General features: G+C 61.6%; 17 protein-coding genes and 2 pseudogenes. 11 read left to right on the forward strand and 8 right to left on the reverse strand.

Features of this window, described 5'->3' with window-relative positions; all coding sequences use genetic code 11:
* The first annotated feature begins 47 nt into the window (after positions 1–47).
* Both phaZ and ETW24_RS12040 read left to right on the forward strand, forming a co-directional pair.
* A complete protein-coding gene (gene phaZ / locus ETW24_RS12035; RefSeq protein WP_129371276.1) occupies positions 48–1,322 on the forward strand; it encodes a polyhydroxyalkanoate depolymerase in 1,275 nt (424 codons plus the stop codon).
* 4 nt (positions 1,323–1,326) lie between these two features.
* Entirely contained in the window at positions 1,327–1,899 is a 573-nt protein-coding gene (locus ETW24_RS12040) for a DUF6151 family protein (protein WP_129371277.1), read from the forward strand.
* On the opposite strand, the gene ETW24_RS12045 is transcribed toward ETW24_RS12040, so the two are convergent.
* From ETW24_RS12045 to ETW24_RS12055, 3 genes are all read right to left on the reverse strand, one after another.
* Positions 1,896–2,621 (reverse strand): alpha/beta fold hydrolase, encoded by a 726-nt coding sequence (locus tag ETW24_RS12045; RefSeq protein ID WP_129371278.1) that lies wholly within the window; start codon positions 2,619–2,621, stop codon positions 1,896–1,898. The two genes, ETW24_RS12040 and ETW24_RS12045, sit on opposite strands and share 4 nt — an antisense overlap.
* Positions 2,622–2,743: 122 nt before the next feature.
* On the reverse strand, positions 2,744–3,169 hold the full coding sequence (locus ETW24_RS12050; protein WP_129371279.1) for a VOC family protein: 426 nt from the start codon (positions 3,167–3,169) through the stop codon (positions 2,744–2,746).
* 86 nt (positions 3,170–3,255) lie between these two features.
* Complete coding sequence (locus ETW24_RS12055; RefSeq protein ID WP_129371280.1) at positions 3,256–4,005, reverse strand: alpha/beta hydrolase; 750 nt, start codon at positions 4,003–4,005, stop codon at positions 3,256–3,258.
* Between the two features lie 132 nt (positions 4,006–4,137).
* On the opposite strand from ETW24_RS12055, the gene ETW24_RS12060 reads away from it, so the two are divergent.
* A complete protein-coding gene (locus tag ETW24_RS12060) occupies positions 4,138–5,145 on the forward strand; it encodes an Lnb N-terminal periplasmic domain-containing protein (RefSeq protein ID WP_129371281.1) in 1,008 nt (335 codons plus the stop codon).
* 102 nt (positions 5,146–5,247) lie between these two features.
* Here the strand turns inward: ETW24_RS12060 and ETW24_RS12065 are convergent, their stop codons facing one another.
* A complete protein-coding gene (locus tag ETW24_RS12065; protein ID WP_129371282.1) occupies positions 5,248–5,496 on the reverse strand; it encodes a hypothetical protein in 249 nt (82 codons plus the stop codon).
* 279 nt (positions 5,497–5,775) lie between these two features.
* Here ETW24_RS12065 and thrS point away from each other — a divergent pair, with 279 nt between their 5' ends.
* The 5 genes from thrS (at position 5,776) to ETW24_RS12090 (ending at position 10,492) form a co-directional block, all read left to right on the forward strand.
* A complete protein-coding gene (gene thrS / locus ETW24_RS12070) occupies positions 5,776–7,722 on the forward strand; it encodes a threonine--tRNA ligase (RefSeq protein WP_129371283.1) in 1,947 nt (648 codons plus the stop codon).
* Between the two features lie 221 nt (positions 7,723–7,943).
* Entirely contained in the window at positions 7,944–8,249 is a 306-nt protein-coding gene (locus ETW24_RS12075) for a BufA1 family periplasmic bufferin-type metallophore (RefSeq protein ID WP_129371284.1), read from the forward strand.
* 68 nt (positions 8,250–8,317) lie between these two features.
* Positions 8,318–9,172 carry an MNIO family bufferin maturase gene (gene bufB / locus ETW24_RS12080; protein ID WP_129371285.1) on the forward strand — a complete coding sequence of 285 codons (855 nt, stop codon included), beginning with the start codon at positions 8,318–8,320 and terminating at the stop codon, positions 9,170–9,172.
* Entirely contained in the window at positions 9,169–9,924 is a 756-nt protein-coding gene (locus ETW24_RS12085; protein WP_129371286.1) for an HvfC/BufC N-terminal domain-containing protein, read from the forward strand. The genes bufB and ETW24_RS12085 overlap by 4 nt, the downstream gene beginning before the upstream one ends.
* A gap of 4 nt (positions 9,925–9,928) precedes the next feature.
* A complete protein-coding gene (locus ETW24_RS12090) occupies positions 9,929–10,492 on the forward strand; it encodes a DoxX family protein (RefSeq protein ID WP_129371287.1) in 564 nt (187 codons plus the stop codon).
* 71 nt (positions 10,493–10,563) lie between these two features.
* Here the strand turns inward: ETW24_RS12090 and ETW24_RS12095 are convergent, their stop codons facing one another.
* Together ETW24_RS12095 and ETW24_RS12100 are read right to left on the reverse strand one after the other, a co-directional pair.
* Positions 10,564–10,932 carry a hypothetical protein gene (locus ETW24_RS12095; protein ID WP_129371288.1) on the reverse strand — a complete coding sequence of 123 codons (369 nt, stop codon included), beginning with the start codon at positions 10,930–10,932 and terminating at the stop codon, positions 10,564–10,566.
* A 42-nt stretch (positions 10,933–10,974) separates the two neighbouring features.
* On the reverse strand, positions 10,975–11,292 hold the full coding sequence (locus ETW24_RS12100) for an arsenate reductase family protein (protein ID WP_129371289.1): 318 nt from the start codon (positions 11,290–11,292) through the stop codon (positions 10,975–10,977).
* A gap of 188 nt (positions 11,293–11,480) precedes the next feature.
* On the opposite strand from ETW24_RS12100, the gene ETW24_RS12105 reads away from it, so the two are divergent.
* Positions 11,481–11,687, forward strand: coding sequence for a cold-shock protein (locus ETW24_RS12105; RefSeq protein WP_027259410.1), 207 nt, complete (start codon positions 11,481–11,483; stop codon positions 11,685–11,687).
* 55 nt (positions 11,688–11,742) lie between these two features.
* On the opposite strand, the gene ETW24_RS12110 is transcribed toward ETW24_RS12105, so the two are convergent.
* Positions 11,743–12,222 (reverse strand): dihydrofolate reductase, encoded by a 480-nt coding sequence (locus ETW24_RS12110; RefSeq protein ID WP_129371290.1) that lies wholly within the window; start codon positions 12,220–12,222, stop codon positions 11,743–11,745.
* A 1,242-nt stretch (positions 12,223–13,464) separates the two neighbouring features.
* Between ETW24_RS12110 and ETW24_RS24840 the strand changes: the two are divergent.
* Positions 13,465–13,839: pseudogene (locus tag ETW24_RS24840) on the forward strand (ABC transporter permease subunit); the annotation flags it as partial.
* Between the two features lie 61 nt (positions 13,840–13,900).
* On the opposite strand, the pseudogene ETW24_RS12125 reads toward ETW24_RS24840, so the two are convergent.
* Positions 13,901–14,041, reverse strand: a pseudogene (locus ETW24_RS12125) (IS5/IS1182 family transposase); the annotation flags it as partial.
* Positions 14,042–14,138: 97 nt separating this feature from the next.
* Here ETW24_RS12125 and ETW24_RS12130 point away from each other — a divergent pair.
* Positions 14,139–15,149, forward strand: coding sequence for an IS110 family transposase (locus ETW24_RS12130; protein WP_129371293.1), 1,011 nt, complete (start codon positions 14,139–14,141; stop codon positions 15,147–15,149).
* Positions 15,150–15,384 lie beyond the last annotated feature (235 nt).

Here is a 15,384-nt window from a genome sequence, read left to right on the forward strand (position 1 = left end):
GATTTGACGATCCGATGACGCAGGGGCAGAACCCGAAGGAGACACGCATGCGATACATGATGACCTACGATCTGATGGAGACCGTCCGGAACACCAACCAATGGTTGGGCGCAACCGCCCTTTCCATGGCATCTTACCCGGTCTTTTCCGCCTTGCCAAACCCTGCGCTCAGCTGGATGGCCGCCTGGGGTGAAGTGACGGAACGTACTTACCAGCGGATGGTGGTGAAACCGGACTGGGGTATCCGCACTTACACCTGCGAAGACGGCAAGGACCATCTGGTGGACATCACCACTGTTGTCGAACGCCCGTTCGGCGATCTGATCCATTTCAAGGTCAACGGACGCGAGGAACAGCCGCGCAAGGTGCTGCTGGTTGCGCCGATGTCCGGTCATTACGCCACTCTCCTGCGGTCCACCGTCCAAAGCTTGATCGTCAATTGCGAAGTCTATGTGACGGACTGGCACAATGCCCGCGATATACCTGTTTCCGCAGGAAAATTCGACGTCGAGGATTACACGCTCTACCTCGTCGACTTCATGCGCGAATTGGGCCCCGACACCCATGTTGTCGCGGTTTGCCAGCCAGTGCCGCTGACCCTGGCAGCGACCGCTTATCTGGCCGAACAGGACCCCAAGGCGCAGCCGTCGTCGCTGACCCTGATCGGCGGCCCGGTGGACCCGGACGCCACCCCGACCGAGGTCACTGACTTTGGCCGGCGCGTCACCATGGGCCAGCTGGAGGAGACCATGATCCAGCGTGTCGGCTACAAAAACAAAGGTGTCGGGCGCAAGGTCTATCCGGGCCTGCTGCAGCTGTCCTCCTTCATGTCGATGAACGGCGAACGCCACTCCAAGGCATTCATGGACCAGATCCACCGTGTTTCCCGCGGCGAGGCTTCGGATCACGATGCCCACAACCGTTTCTACGACGAATATCTTGCCGTCATGGACATGACAGCCGAGTTCTACCTGTCCACCGTCGAGCGTGTCTTCAAAAGACGCGAGATCGCCCGCAACGAATTTGTGGTCAACGGCCACAAGGTCGATATCGGCAAGATCACCAATGTTGCGGTGAAAACTGTCGAAGGCGCCAAGGATGATATCTCTGCCCCCGGCCAATGCGTCGCGGCGCTGGATCTTTGCACCGGACTGCCTGAAAGCATGAAGGCCAGCCACCTGGAGCCGGGTGCCGGCCACTATGGCATCTTTGCCGGCCGCAGCTGGCGCGACAATATCCGTCCGCTGGTGATTGATTTCATGAACGCAAACAGCCGCAAGAAACCAGGCCGCAAACCGGCCAACAAGAACACGGCGGCCTGACGGCATGGGCGGCGGGCTGGCGTTTTCCTGCAACTGCGGGACCTTGCGTGGTGAAGTTTCCGCGCAAGGCATCAAGGGCGGCACCCGTGTTGTCTGCTACTGTGCCGATTGCCGCGCCAATGAGCTGTACCACGGCCAGCCCGACCCGGCGCCGGATCCGGTGGACCTGTTTCAGCTGGCACCGGACAGCATCACCATCACCCAAGGCGCGGCGCATCTGAAAGCGCTGCGCCTTGGCCCCCGCGGCCCGCTGCGCTGGTACGCCGCCTGCTGCGGCACGCCTTTTGCCAACACGCTGGCCAAACCCACGCTGCCCTTTGCCGGGATGCGCTCGGACTTATTCGAGGACAAATCCGCACTTGGCAAAATCCGCGCCAAGGCTTTCCTCCCAGTCACAGGCAAACAGTCCCGGACCAAGGGCGGCGGTGTCATGGCCTGGGGCATCCTCAGCCGGATGATCACATCGCGGCTGTCCGGCAAGTGGCGGGAAACGCCGTTCTTTAATGCCGAAACAGGCAAGCCGGCAGCTGAACCGGAATTGCTCAGCAAAGACCAGCGCGCAAAACTCTCCCCTTAAGAAACAGGCACCGCCAGCCAGTGCAGCAGCGCCCGGTTCACAGCATCCGGCTGTTCCAGCACCGGCATATGCCCGGCTTCGGGGATCACCTGCAGCTGCGCATCCGGGATCAGCTGCGCCAGCAACTGGTGTTTGGCAACCGGGGTGATCGTGTCATGCTCTCCCCCCAAAACCAGAGTGGGAACATGCGCCCGCCGCAGCGTTGCCTGCTGATCCGGCCGCCGCTGCAGCGCGCGGGCCTGCGCCACATACATTTCCGGCCCCAGCTCCATCCCCATGCGGCAGAACAGATTGTGGACCTCCAGCCGTCCCGGCCCCGGCGCCAGCGCCTCCATCGGCAGGGTGTCGCGCAGCACATCCTCCAGCCGTCCGGTCCGGGCTGCTATGATATGCGGTTCCCGGTCGGCAGCCTGCTCCGGCGTCTCTGCCAGCGGGCTGGCCCCCATGATGCACAACCGGCTGATCCGTTCCGGTGCGCGGCGCAGCAGCTCCATCGCCAGGAGTCCGCCCATCGACACACCCGCCAGAGAAAACCGCGGCGGCAGGTGTGCCAGCATCCGGACAGCGATCTTTTCCACCGTGTCGCCGCCCGCCAGCGGCAGCACCATCACCGGCATACTGCCGGAAAAACTCCGGACCTGAGCGTCAAAAATCCGGCCGTCGCACATCATCCCCGGCAGCAGAACCAATGGTTCGCGGCACGGTTGCTGGTCATAAGGCATATCCTGCCCTCGCGGTTTGCCTTCCACCCGATATTTCAACTCTGCGAAGATCCGCCCCCTGGATCAAGAAAAACCTCCCGGCAGCAGGGATTTAGAAAGCTGCTGCCGCCGCGGTGCCACGTCTAGTAGCCATTCCAGCAAAAAGCGCCATTCCCGGCCAGTTCTGAAAACGGGTTGAACGCGATTTCCCAAATGTGCCCGTCCGGGCTGCGGAAATAGCCGTGATGCCCGCCCCAGAACACATCCTGCGCAGGTTTCAGAACCTCTGCGCCAGCCGCCTCCGCTGCCGTCAGCAGCACAGCCACGTCCTCCTTGCTGCGGGTATTGTGGCTCAGCGTCACCGCACCGGTGCCCAGTTCCGCTTCCGACAGGCCTATCTCAGCTGCCAGCGCTGCCAGCGGATAAAGCCCCAAGGTCTGAGAGATCAGATCAAAGGCAATCACCCCGTCCGGGCTTTCAGCACGCTGCCAGCCCAATGCTTCGTAAAAGGCAGCAGCGCTTTCCATGTCCGGCACACCCAGCGTAATCAGGCTTACTCTCTGTTCCATAAATCAACCCATTGCTCTTTCAATCATTCTGCTATGCCCGCTGAACCAGCCGTCAGGCCGCTCCGGCGCGCGCCCGAACCGCCGCATCAGGTGCCGCCCAGAACGTCCAGCACCGCGTCTTCCATCATCTTCAGGCAAACCTCGTCCGAAAACCGGTGGTCGGCATCTTTCACCAGGTTAAGCCGCATATCCGGACAGGCCGCGTGATCCATCAGCCGCAGCGCGGTTTCCGTCGATACAGCCGTATCCGCGGTCCCCTGCAGGCAGCGGACTTTGAAGGGCAGGAACAGCGGCGTGCGCAGGACCAGCCGTTTGCGCCCGTCTTCGATCATCCGCTTGGAGATATGATAGGGTTCCATGTAATCACTGGGCAGCTCCACAGAGCCTTGGGTCTCCAGCTCAGCCTTCTGCGTATCCGAGAAATTGGCCCAATACCCGTCCTCGGTGAAATCCGGTGCCGCAGCGATGGTCACCAAACCTTTGATCCGTTCCGGCATTTCCCGCGCCAGCAGCAGCGCCTGCCAGCCGCCCATCGACGAGCCCACCGGCACGATGTCCCCTTCGGTCAGCTGCGCCACCGCCTCCAGCGTGTCCTCATGCCAGTCGCCGATGCAGCCTTCCTCAAACGTGCCCGAGCTTTCGCCGTGGCCGGAGTAATCGAACCGCAGAAAGGCCAGCCCGCGCGCCTTGGCCCAGGCTTCCAGATGCACCGCCTTGGTGCCCTCCATATCGGATTTCAGGCCGCCCAGGAACACCACGCACGGCCCCTGCCCCTCATTCTTGTGATAGGCAATCCGGCGGCCCTGGGCGGTCTCGAGAAAAGATGTGGCGGGCATGTCGTTGGTCTCCTGTCCTTTTCCCTAAGATGTGGCATGGCAGCGCCTGCCTCGCAAGCGCCGGCACTCCCCGCTTGCAAGCCCCCCGCCTGCCTCCTTATGGTCCGCAAAAATTTTCAAGGGACCTTGGGCATGTTCAGACTCATTAAGGGCATTGCGATCGCCACCGCCATTCTTGCCGTGGCCCTGGCCACCGCCTGGGCCGCCCTGGCGCTCTGGTACCGGCTGCCCTTTGGCGCAGTGCCGCGCGGCCTGCTGGCAGGCGGGTTTGCCTTCCTGGGCCTCACTGTTATTGCCGGTCTGTTCCGCAGGCGTGCCTTGCGCGCGCTGACCACATTCACTCTGGCGCTGGCCGCGGTGATCCTGTGGTGGTCCACCCTCACACCGCCGGACGCGCGCAACTGGTCCCCTGATGTGGCCCGCCAGGTCACCGGCCAGGTTGCCGGTGACACTCTCACGCTCACGGATGTACGCAATTTTTCCTGGCAAACTCCTGAAGACTACAGCGAAAGCTGGGAGACCCGCAGCTATGACCTGACCACGCTCGAAACGGTGGATCTGTTCATGTCCTATTGGGCCGGCCCGCAAATGGCGCATATGATCGTCAGCTTCGGATTTGAGAACGGCGATCATATCGCCTGGTCGGTCGAAGTGCGGCGCCAGGCAGGTGGCGGCTTCTCCCCCATTGCCGACCTGTTTAAATCCAACACCCTGGTGATCCTGGCCGCCGATGAACGCGACGTGGTGGGAACCCGCACCAACGCCCGCGGCGAAAACGTGCAGCTGTTCCGCATTAACGTCAGCCCCGAGACCGCCCGCGCCTTGCTGATGCAATATGTCGACGCCGCCAACAGCCTTGCCGCCCGGCCAGAGTGGTACAACTCGCTCACCACCAATTGCACCACTGTGGTGATGACAATGATCCGGGCATTCGCAGACGAAGTGCCGCTGGACTGGCGGGTGCTGGCCAATGGCTATCTGCCGGAATATGCATGGGAACAGCGCGTGCTGGACCAGACCCGCACGGTCGGCGAACTGCGCGCCCTGGGCAGCATCACCCCGATCGCCCAGGCCCACGGCGTGACCCCGGACTTCTCCGGGGTGATCCGCGAAGGCATCCCCGCTTTTGTATCGAACTGATCCAGCTTCTTTCTGGTCAAAAACACCCCGGGGAGCGCGAGGGGCCGGCCCCTCGCATCTTTTCTGTATTCAGGCGGGTTCAACACCCGCCGGCCGGCACAGTCACAAAACGCCGGCAGCCGGGCTTCTGACGATTTTCTGAGTGCTCAATCGCCCTAGCAAATCCTGTATCCGGGTCAATGCCTCGCCAGTAAGCCGCGCCTTCTCCCGGCTCGGCCCGCCTTCGACATGCGCGCAATGCTCATAGGACAGACGGCGCTGCGACAGGATCTCCCTGGACTGGCACAGCGCGGTTTCTATCAGGTCCACATCGTCAACCGTCAGGTCAAAGTTCGGGTTCGGGCGGGTCATCGGAACACTCCTGGTATGTCCATTGGGCCTAAGGTTTCGGCCACACTGCCCCGAACCCGGATTCGCAGCAACAGTTTTTTTGTTATTTTTCAAAAGCTTACCGGTATACACATATGTGCAATCGCATGCACAGGCACACAATCGGATTTTCCGGCGCAATAACAACTGCCTGCAAAGCCGCCTTGACTTGCCCCCGTATTGGCCGCAAAACGCGCAGACAAACACATACCCGCAACCGGGCGTTCTGTGGGCGCCAAACCGACGAGGAGCAGCCAGATCATGGCCCAAATCTCTCTCACCTTTCCCGATGGCAATGCACGATCCTATGACGCAGGCGTGACCCCTGCGCAGGTGGCTTCCAGCATTTCCACCTCGCTGGCCAAAAAAGCCATCTCCGCCACTGTCGACGGGCAGCACTGGGACCTGCAGTGGCCGATTGATGCAGATGCGGCCATCGCCATCCACACCATGAAGGACGAGGTTCAGGCCAATGAACTGATCCGCCACGATCTGGCGCATGTCATGGCGCGCGCGGTGCAGGAGATCTGGCCCGATACCAAGGTCACCATCGGCCCGGTGATCGACAACGGCTGGTACTACGACTTTGACCGCGCCGAGCCCTTCACCCCCGAAGACCTCAGCACCATCGAGAAAAAGATGAAGGAAATCATCAACAAGCGTGATGAAGTCCGGACCGAAGTGTGGGAACGCGACCGCGCGATCCAGCATTACACCGACTTGGGTGAGCCCTATAAGGTCGAGCTGATCGAAAGCATTCCAGGCGACGAACCGCTGCGGATGTACTGGCACGGCGGCTGGCAGGACCTCTGCCGCGGCCCGCACCTGCAGCACACCGGCCAGCTGCCGGGCGACGCGTTCAAGCTAATGAGCATCGCAGGCGCCTACTGGCGCGGCGACAGCTCCCGCGCGATGCTGCAGCGGATCTACGGCGTTGCCTTTACCGGCAAGGAAAAGCTGAAGGCGCATCTGCACATGCTGGAAGAGGCCGCCAAGCGCGACCACCGCAAGCTGGGCCGTGAGATGGACCTCTTTCACATGCAGGAAGAGGCCCCGGGCCAGATCTTCTGGCACCCGAACGGCTGGACCGTCTACACCCAGTTGCAGGACTACATGCGCCGCCAGCAGCGCAAAGGCGGCTATGTCGAGGTGAACACCCCGCAAGTGGTAGACCGCAAGCTGTGGGAACGCTCGGGCCACTGGGACAAATACCAGGAAAACATGTTCATCGTCGAAGTGGACGAGGAACACGCCCGTGAAAAGGCAGTGAACGCCCTGAAGCCGATGAATTGCCCCTGCCACGTGGAAATCTTCAAGCAGGGCCTGAAGTCCTACCGCGACCTGCCGCTGCGCATGGCCGAGTTTGGCTCCTGCAACCGATATGAGCCCTCGGGCGCGCTGCACGGCATCATGCGGGTGCGCGGCTTCACCCAGGATGACGCGCATATTTTCTGCTCGGAAGATCAGATCGAATCCGAAACTGCCACCTTCATCGACTTCCTGTCGACCATCTACAAGGATCTTGGATTCGAGAAGTTCTCGGTCAAATTCTCCGACCGCCCGGACACCCGCGCTGGTTCCGACGAGGTCTGGGACAAGGCCGAGGCGGCGCTTCTGTCCGCGACCCGCGCCGCCGGGATCGAACCGGAACTTAACCCGGGCGAAGGCGCCTTCTACGGCCCCAAGCTGGAGTTCGTGCTGACTGATGCCATCGGCCGTGACTGGCAGTGCGGCACCCATCAAGTGGACTTCGTTCTGCCCGAACGCCTGGACGCCACCTATGTCGGCGCCGACGGCGCCAAGCACCGCCCGGTCATGCTGCACCGCGCCACCCTAGGGTCTTTTGAGCGTTTCATCGGCATCCTGATCGAGGAACACGCAGGCAAGCTGCCGTTCTGGCTGGCGCCGCGTCAGGTGGTGGTCGCCTCGATCACCTCGGAGGCGGATGATTATGTGCAGGAGGTTGTTGCCAACCTGCAAAAGGCCGGCGTGCGCGCCGAGGCGGACATCCGCAACGAGAAGATCAACTACAAGGTCCGCGAACATTCGGTGGGCAAGGTTCCGGTGATTCTCGCCGTCGGCCACCGCGAAGTCGAGGAACGCACCGTCTCGGTGCGCCGTCTTGGCGAAAAGCAGACCAAGGTGGACAACCTCGAAAATGTTACAAAGGCACTGGCCGTGGAGGCGACCCCGCCGGACCTTCTGTAACATTTCCCGAAAAGAACAGCATCAGCGGCCCCCAATCGGGGGCCGTTTTGTTTCAAACGCAGGCAAAAAGGCTTGAAATCAGCTCTTTACCCGGCGTTCCGCTCTCACATACGCTGACGCAGGCGTGAGACACGGCCTCGTGACTTAAATTCCTGAAAACCTCAGGTTAGTGTTTGCCTGTCATCACGACACCGCATGTTAAACCGAAAGGAATTCACGAGATGTCGAACACCGCTAAGTCCCTGGCCGTTGCAGGCGCCGTTGCCGCCGCTCTGACCGCCGCTTCGACCATCCCCGCTGCCGCTGCCACCAAGGAAAAGTGCTACGGCGTTTCACTGGCCGGCCAGAATGATTGCGCCGCCGGCCCCGGCACCACCTGCGCCGGCACCTCGACCACCGACTATCAGGGCAACGCCTGGACGCTGGTTGACGCGGGCACCTGCGAAGGCCTGGAACTGCCAGCAACTGCAGACGGCTCCGCACGCAAGGGCTCGCTGGAACCGCTGGAGCGCGACCTGCCGGCATAATGGCCGCTTGAATTCTGGGGCGGGAGTGTGAATTCCCGCCCTTTTTGCACCCGGAAACAGGACTTCCCATGCTTGACGCTGCTGCACACAACAGGCTGCCCGCCGCCCCCGGCGTTGGCTACAAGCCGCAGCATTTCGCCCAGATCACAACAGATCCGGGCGCAGTCAAATGGCTGGAAATCCACGCGGAAAACTACATGGGGGACGGCGGCCGCCCGATTGCGCAGCTGCGTCACCTATCGGAACATTTTGCCATGTCAGTGCATGGCGTGGGTCTTTCCATCGGCGGCGAAGGACCGCTGGACGCAGACCATCTGGCCCGGCTCAAATATCTGGTGTCCTGGCTGAACCCCGCCAGCTTCTCCGAGCATCTGGCATGGTCCACCCACGACAGCCATTTCTACAACGACCTGCTGCCGCTGCCCTATACGGACGCCAGCCTGCAGCGGATCTGCGATCACATCGGCCAAGTGCAGGATACCATCGGGCGGCGGATGCTGCTGGAAAACCCCTCCAGCTATCTCGCCTTTACTGAGAGCACCTGGTCCGAGCCGGAGTTTCTGGCCGAAATCTCCCGCCGCACCGGCTGCGGGCTGCTGCTGGATGTGAACAACGTCTTTGTCTCGGCCACCAATCTCGACTTTTCGCCGCAGGGCTATATCGACGCCTTTCCGCTGGACAAGGTGGGTGAAATCCACCTCGGCGGCCATGACGAGGATCAGGACGAGCACGGCCATCCTCTGCTGATTGACAGCCATGGCGCCGAGGTAGTGGACCCGGTCTGGGCGCTCCTCGACTACACCCTCGCCAAATCCGGCCCCAAACCGGTGCTGATCGAATGGGACAACGATGTGCCGGACTGGCCGGTGCTGGCAGCCGAGGCCGCCCGCGCCGCAACCGCGCTGGAGCGCATCCCGGCATGAGTGTTTCCCAGGCAGATTTCACCCGCGCCATGATGGATGCGGGCCAGCAGGTGCCGGAAGGGCTGGTGGACCATCAGGCCCAGCCTGCCGGGCGCCGTTTCAGCGTTTACCGAAACAATATTGCTGTCTCACTGACCGAAGCCATGCACAGCGCCTTCCCGGTGATTGCCAAGCTTTTGGGCAAACAGAACATGGACGGGCTGGCCGGTATCTACCTGCGCCAGCATCCGCCGTCGTCGCCGCTGATGATGTTCTATGGCGACCATTTCCCCGCCTTCCTGGAGGGCATGGAGCAACTAAAGCACCTTGGTTATCTGGGGGATGTGGCCCGGTTGGAACTGGCCCTGCGCCGCGCCTACCACGCCGCGGATGCCGTGCCCGTTCCACCCGAGGACCTTGGCGCCTTGACTCCCGAGGACCTGATGAACACGCGCGTGGCCCTGGCCCCCGCGGTGCAGCTTCTGCGCTCGCCCTGGCCCATTCATGGCCTCTGGCAATACAATACCGAAGACGGCGCCCCCAAGCCGCAAGCCCAGGCGCAGGATGTGCTGATCACCCGCCCTGAATTTGATCCCATTCCCCAGCTCCTGCCGCCTGCGGGCGCACACTGGATCCGCGCCCTGGCGGGGGGCGCCAGCATCGGCGAAGCCTTGGAACAGGCCGCCGCCGAAGACGAAACATTCGACCTGGGTGCCACGCTGACCCTGCTGTTGCAGGGCGGCGCGATCACAGGACTGGACAGCAAAGGGTAAGACCATGCACGCACTTGTCTCCATTCACAACGCAGTTTTCGACCTGGTGGAAAAGGCCGGCGACTGGCTGATGCCGCTCGCGGCGCGTTTTGTCTTCGCCTCCACACTGCTGCTGTATTACTGGAATTCCGGCCTGACCAAACTGGGTGACGGCATCCTTGGCCTGTTCAGCCCCTCGATCGGTGCCTACAGCCAGATCTTTCCGAAACAGCTGGAAGCTGCGGGCTATGACGTCTCGCAATTCGGCCTGTTCCAGAAACTGGTGGTGCTTGCAGGCACCTATGCCGAATTCATCCTGCCGCTGATGATCGTGATAGGCCTGGCCACGCGCCTGGCGTCTTTCGGCATGATCGGTTTTATCATCGTTCAGTCCTTGACCGACATCGTCGGCCACGGCGCCACCGACGACAAGACACTTGGCGCCCTGTTCGACCGCTTCCCGGATGCCGTGATCCTGGACCAGCGGCTGTTCTGGATCTTCGTGCTGACCAATCTGGTGGTGAAAGGCGCAGGCGCCCTGTCGGTGGATGCGCTGCTGCGCCGCCGGATGGAGCCCGCAATCGCCTGACCCCGCCCTGACAGGAAAAAGGCGCCCTGCCCCCGGCAGCGGCGCCCTTTTTCATTTGACAGCAGCGCACCTTAGAAATGCGCCTTGGGTTCATCCGGCTTCCCGGCTGCCAGCGCCATCAGCCCGGCCGCCGCAGCAAAGCTAAGCGGGAAAATAGTAAAAACGTTGAGGCCGAACCCTGCATACATTCCCGCAGCTGATCCCAGCAGCAGGACTCCGCCCCACAATGCCCGCGCCCGCGCCATCGCACCGCCGGCAATCGCCAGAAGCGGCGACAGCACCGCCAGCAGCCGCAGCTGCTCCACGTTAACAACTTGTTCAGCCAGCCCTTCGATCTCGCCGAAATGCTCCACCGCCGCAGTGTAGCCATAGCCGAAAAAACCCACGATCATGCCGAAAACACCGGCGATGATCCCCAATACCAGGGCTGCGTTGCGCATGTTGCCTCTCCCTAAACAGACGATTACGACATAGGCAGCGGTTTAAGATCCGCCAAGAGCCGCCTGCACGTTCTGATCCCAGCCCAGGAATAATTCCCCGTCCCGGTCGATCAGCGGCCGCTTCATCAATGCAGGATGTTCACGCAAAAGGGCCAGCGGTTCGCTTGCCCGATCCTGCTCGCTCAAACCACGCCACGTGGCAGACCGCGTATTGACCAGTTTCGCACCAAATTGTGCATAAGCCGCCTCCAGCAGCCCTTCTGGCATGCCGCTTGTGCGGATATCGATCAGAGTTGATTTTTCAATACTCTTCAAAGCCTTACGGCAGGTATCGCAGTTTTTCAGCCCGTAGATTTTCATATATCCTCCATCCTCCCCGGGAGCCTCACACAATTTATGGTAGAATGCGCCGGTTTCTCTTGATTTTCGAGCAGCCCGTGTAAAACTTAAAGTTGTCTGGTCTTGCCTCACTCGCCTCAGACAACGGGACGGGCCGGATGTCTTGGGAAGCCTCAAGGCGACGTGCAAAGTAGAAGGAGACGCGGGAAATGCCAAGTGGCACCGTGAAGTGGTTCAACACCACCAAAGGGTATGGGTTTATTGAACCTGATCAAGGCGGCAAGGATGTGTTTGTGCACATCTCCGCGGTGGAACGGTCAGGCATGGCCGGCCTCGCGGACAATATGAAGGTCGGCTACGAGCTGTCCGAAGGCCGCGATGGCCGCCAAATGGCCGCAGAGCTGAAAGAGCTTTGACCGATTAATCTGCACTGCGCCCGGGATCAGACTGGGCGCAGGCAAAGACAGCCCGTCAGGCCCGCCGCAGATACTCAGCCATCACACAGGCCGGATCGCTGCCGCGCAGAACCGTTTCTCCGGCCTTGCCCCATTCGCCTGCCTGAAACTCCGGAAAAAAGGCATCTGCATCCTTGATGGTCAGATCCACTTCGGTGACAAGCAGCCGGTCGGCCATCTCCAGCATGCCGCGGTAAATACCTTCGCCGCCAATGCCATAGACCCGGCGATAGCCCTGCGCATAGGCCTCCTGCACCGCCGCCCCGATCGACGGCAGCACAATCTCTGCCGCCTCCGGGTTGGACGACACCACCAGATTAAGCCGGTTCTTCAGCGGTTTCACCGGCAGGCTGTCCCAGGTATTGCGGCCCATAATGATGGCGCCGCCCAGGGTCTCGCGCTGAAACGCTTTCAGATCCTCAGGCGCAAACCACGGGATATCATTGTCCTTGCCAATGGCCCCGTTGCGCGCCCGCGCAGCGATCAGAGTAATCATAAGTGTCTTCCTTGCTGTTCAGAGTGCAACCGGTGCCTTGACGTCCGGACCGGGATCATAGTTCAGAATTCACCGGCGGTGAAATCGAAGAATGCGCCGGCCTGCCGCTTGACCGGCAAATGATGCATATTCTGAACGGTTTTCCGGTCTCCCTCGAATTGGCTATTGCCGCCATGGCCCCATAACGGCCTGCGCTGGTCCGCTCTTCCTCTGAAGGATGCCTGCCACGGCCCGCACCCTGTCTGTCGGCCCTTCCAGCGCCCTGGCCGCCTGGTTCTGATCAAACCGGGCTTTTGCGTGTATGCGTTTCATAGCCGCCGGTTTTTGCACGAGCAAGCGCGGTTGGCGAGGGAAAGGGCGGATTGGCTGGTGCCGCCTGTGCTGGATTGCTGCAGGTTCGGCGGAATGCATCCGGGGCCGGTCGGCCGCAGCTGCACAACAGGTTCTAATTGGCGGGGAGGCCGGATGCTGACGCAGTTTCGCGCTCCTTTATACAAGCAGCCTGCATCCCGCATAAAAACCGTCACCTGGATCCGAAGCTGGAACCGGGCATTACCACCAAGTTTGTGCTGCTGGCAGATGCCAAGGTTACCGGGCCCAACACCAGGATCCTCCAGCTGAGCGCACCGTCTCCGTCGTATTGGTCTGCAAATCTGACCGACACCTCCGGCGCCAGCATTCCCAAGGCCGCGGCGGAAACCTCGGACAGGTATTTTGAGGCGGCACGGTCGTCCGGCTGGATATTGCCAACACCGCCAACCGGCCGTCATTGCGCAGGTCATTCAGGCGATGCGTTCTGAAACCAGTTTGATTGCCGGGCTGAACAGCCAGGACAAGGGCACCTCCCGCAGCAGCGATGCAACACGCGCTGCCGGCCTGGAATTGCATCAGAAATCCTGGACCGGCAATCCTAACGGGATCTGCACGATGCAGTATTTTGTCCCGGACCTGCCCGCCCGGATTTTCCTTCCAAGGAGCCGCCGGCTTGCTTGGTTATATTCTCCGCCGCACCTTTCATGGGGCGACTCCGCCAGCGCGATGCTGGGGCCACGGGCAACGCTTGCCATCAAGGCCGAGTTTGCCGAGCGGCTGGGGCTGGATCAGCCGATGCCGGTGCAGATCGTGAAATATCTGGGGGCAGTGGCCCAGGGCGATCTGGGCACCGATTTGCGCAGCCGCCGCCCTGTCAGCGAAGTGCTGATGGCGCATCTTCCGCATACTGTGCAGCTGATCACGGCAGCGATGCTGCTGGCGGCAGGCCTGGGTATTCCGCTGGGCTGCCTGGCGGCGGTGCGCCGCAACGGGCTGTTCGACCGGCTGATCGGGGTGCTGTCGGTCAGCGTCATCGCGGTGCCTTCGGTGATCATCGCAATCTACGGCATGCTGCTGTTCTCCGCCCGGCTGGGCTGGCTGCCGGCCATCGGTGCCGGCGAGGGCAGCTTCGGCTCCACACTGCATCATCTGATCATGCCCGCGGTGGCTGTCGGCATCGGCTGGGTCGGCTATCTGGCGCGGCTGGTGCGGGCCTCGATGATCGAGGTGCTGTCGGCAAACTACATCCGCAATGCCCGTTCTTTCGGGCTGACCGAGCCGCGCATTATCTACCGCTATGCGCTGCGGGTGGCGGTGGCGCCGACGATCACCGTTCTGGGGGTCGGGGTCGGCTACATGCTGGGCAGGCGATCCAGAAAATCCCGTCAAGAACAAGGCGGTGGTTGGTGGGTTTGCGCCCGTTCGGGGCACGGGCCGAAAGGATGAAGTGTTCAAAGAACGCCCAATCCTCGTCCGGCATCAGGTCTCGTGCCAAGCTGGTCTCCATCCCAGACCCCGGCTTGATGATGTGGACGCCCCTGCCACAGAGACTTGAGACAGATACGCTCAGGTCGACAATTCGCGGCAGAAAAGGAGCGGCCATTGTGAAGATCACAACGAGAGGGCTTGACCTGGCCAAGAGCGTTTTCCAGGCGCATGGCATAGATGAGAACAGCAAGACGGTTTTGGTGAAGCGTCTGCATCGAAAGCGGATGATCCCATTCTTCTCGAAACCACCGCCCTGCCTGATCCGTGCGGAGGCCTGCGCCACAGCGCATCACTGCGCGCGCACGCTGATCGCCATGGGGCACGAAGCCCGACTGATGCCGCCTTCGTTTGTGAAAGGGTACGTCAAGCGCGGTAAGGGTGACGCACTGGATGCGGAAGCGATCTGCGAAGCGGTTCAGCGTCCAACCATGCGCTTCGTGCCGGTGAAAACGGTCGAGCAGCAGGGTATTCTCGTGGCGCACCGGACCCGCTCACTGCTGGTTCGTCAGCGCACGATGGCTGCAAATGCACTGCGCGCCCATCTGGCCGAATTCGGCCTTGCCGCCAATCCTGGCATCGCCAATCTTGTGAAACTGGCTGACCGGGCATTCGCCGGTAACGACCTTCCGTCTTATGCCCGCCGAGCCTTTGAAATCCTGATCCGGCGACTTGCCGAACTGACCGAAGTGATCAGCATGCTCGACCGGGAACTGCGGGGCTGGCATGCCGAAAACGAAGCCAGCCGCAGGCTCGCGGCCATCCCCGGCGTCGGCGTCGGCGTGATCACCGCAACCGCCATTGCTGCCACTGTAACGGACCCCGGTCAGTTCCGCTCGGGCCGGCAGTTCGCTGCCTGGCTCGGTCTCACACCTCAGCAGCGCTCGACCGGCGGCAAAACCCGGCTCGGCGGCATCCCGAAGCAGGGCGGCCGATATCTACGAAGATTGCTGGTGGTCGGCGCGACTGCCGTGATGCGCCATGCGAAGAGGACACCGTCACCGATGACTGATCGGGTCAACAGCCTGCTGGAGAAAAAGCCATTCCGGCTTGTCTCTGTCGCGTTGGCCAACAAGCTCGCCCGCATCGCCTGGGCGATCCTGACGAGAGGAGACACCTGCCGGCCATAGGGGGTGCCCGCCTGAAAGGCATGCAGCCCAAACCCGAATTGGCAATGGCAGTCGATGATGCGTAACGACCGAGCCAATGGCGAGGAAAACCCGTCTGTTTCAATGCGCTTCGCAAACGCGCCAGCTTGATCAGGGACCTCACCGGCGGATTTCCATCAAGGCCAGCGGAACAGCACACCGCACAAACAGGCCGGACATATGAAAGCAACCGATCAACGCAACACGACAAAATCAG

The organism is Leisingera sp. NJS204, assembly GCF_004123675.1.
Classification (GTDB): domain Bacteria; phylum Pseudomonadota; class Alphaproteobacteria; order Rhodobacterales; family Rhodobacteraceae; genus Leisingera.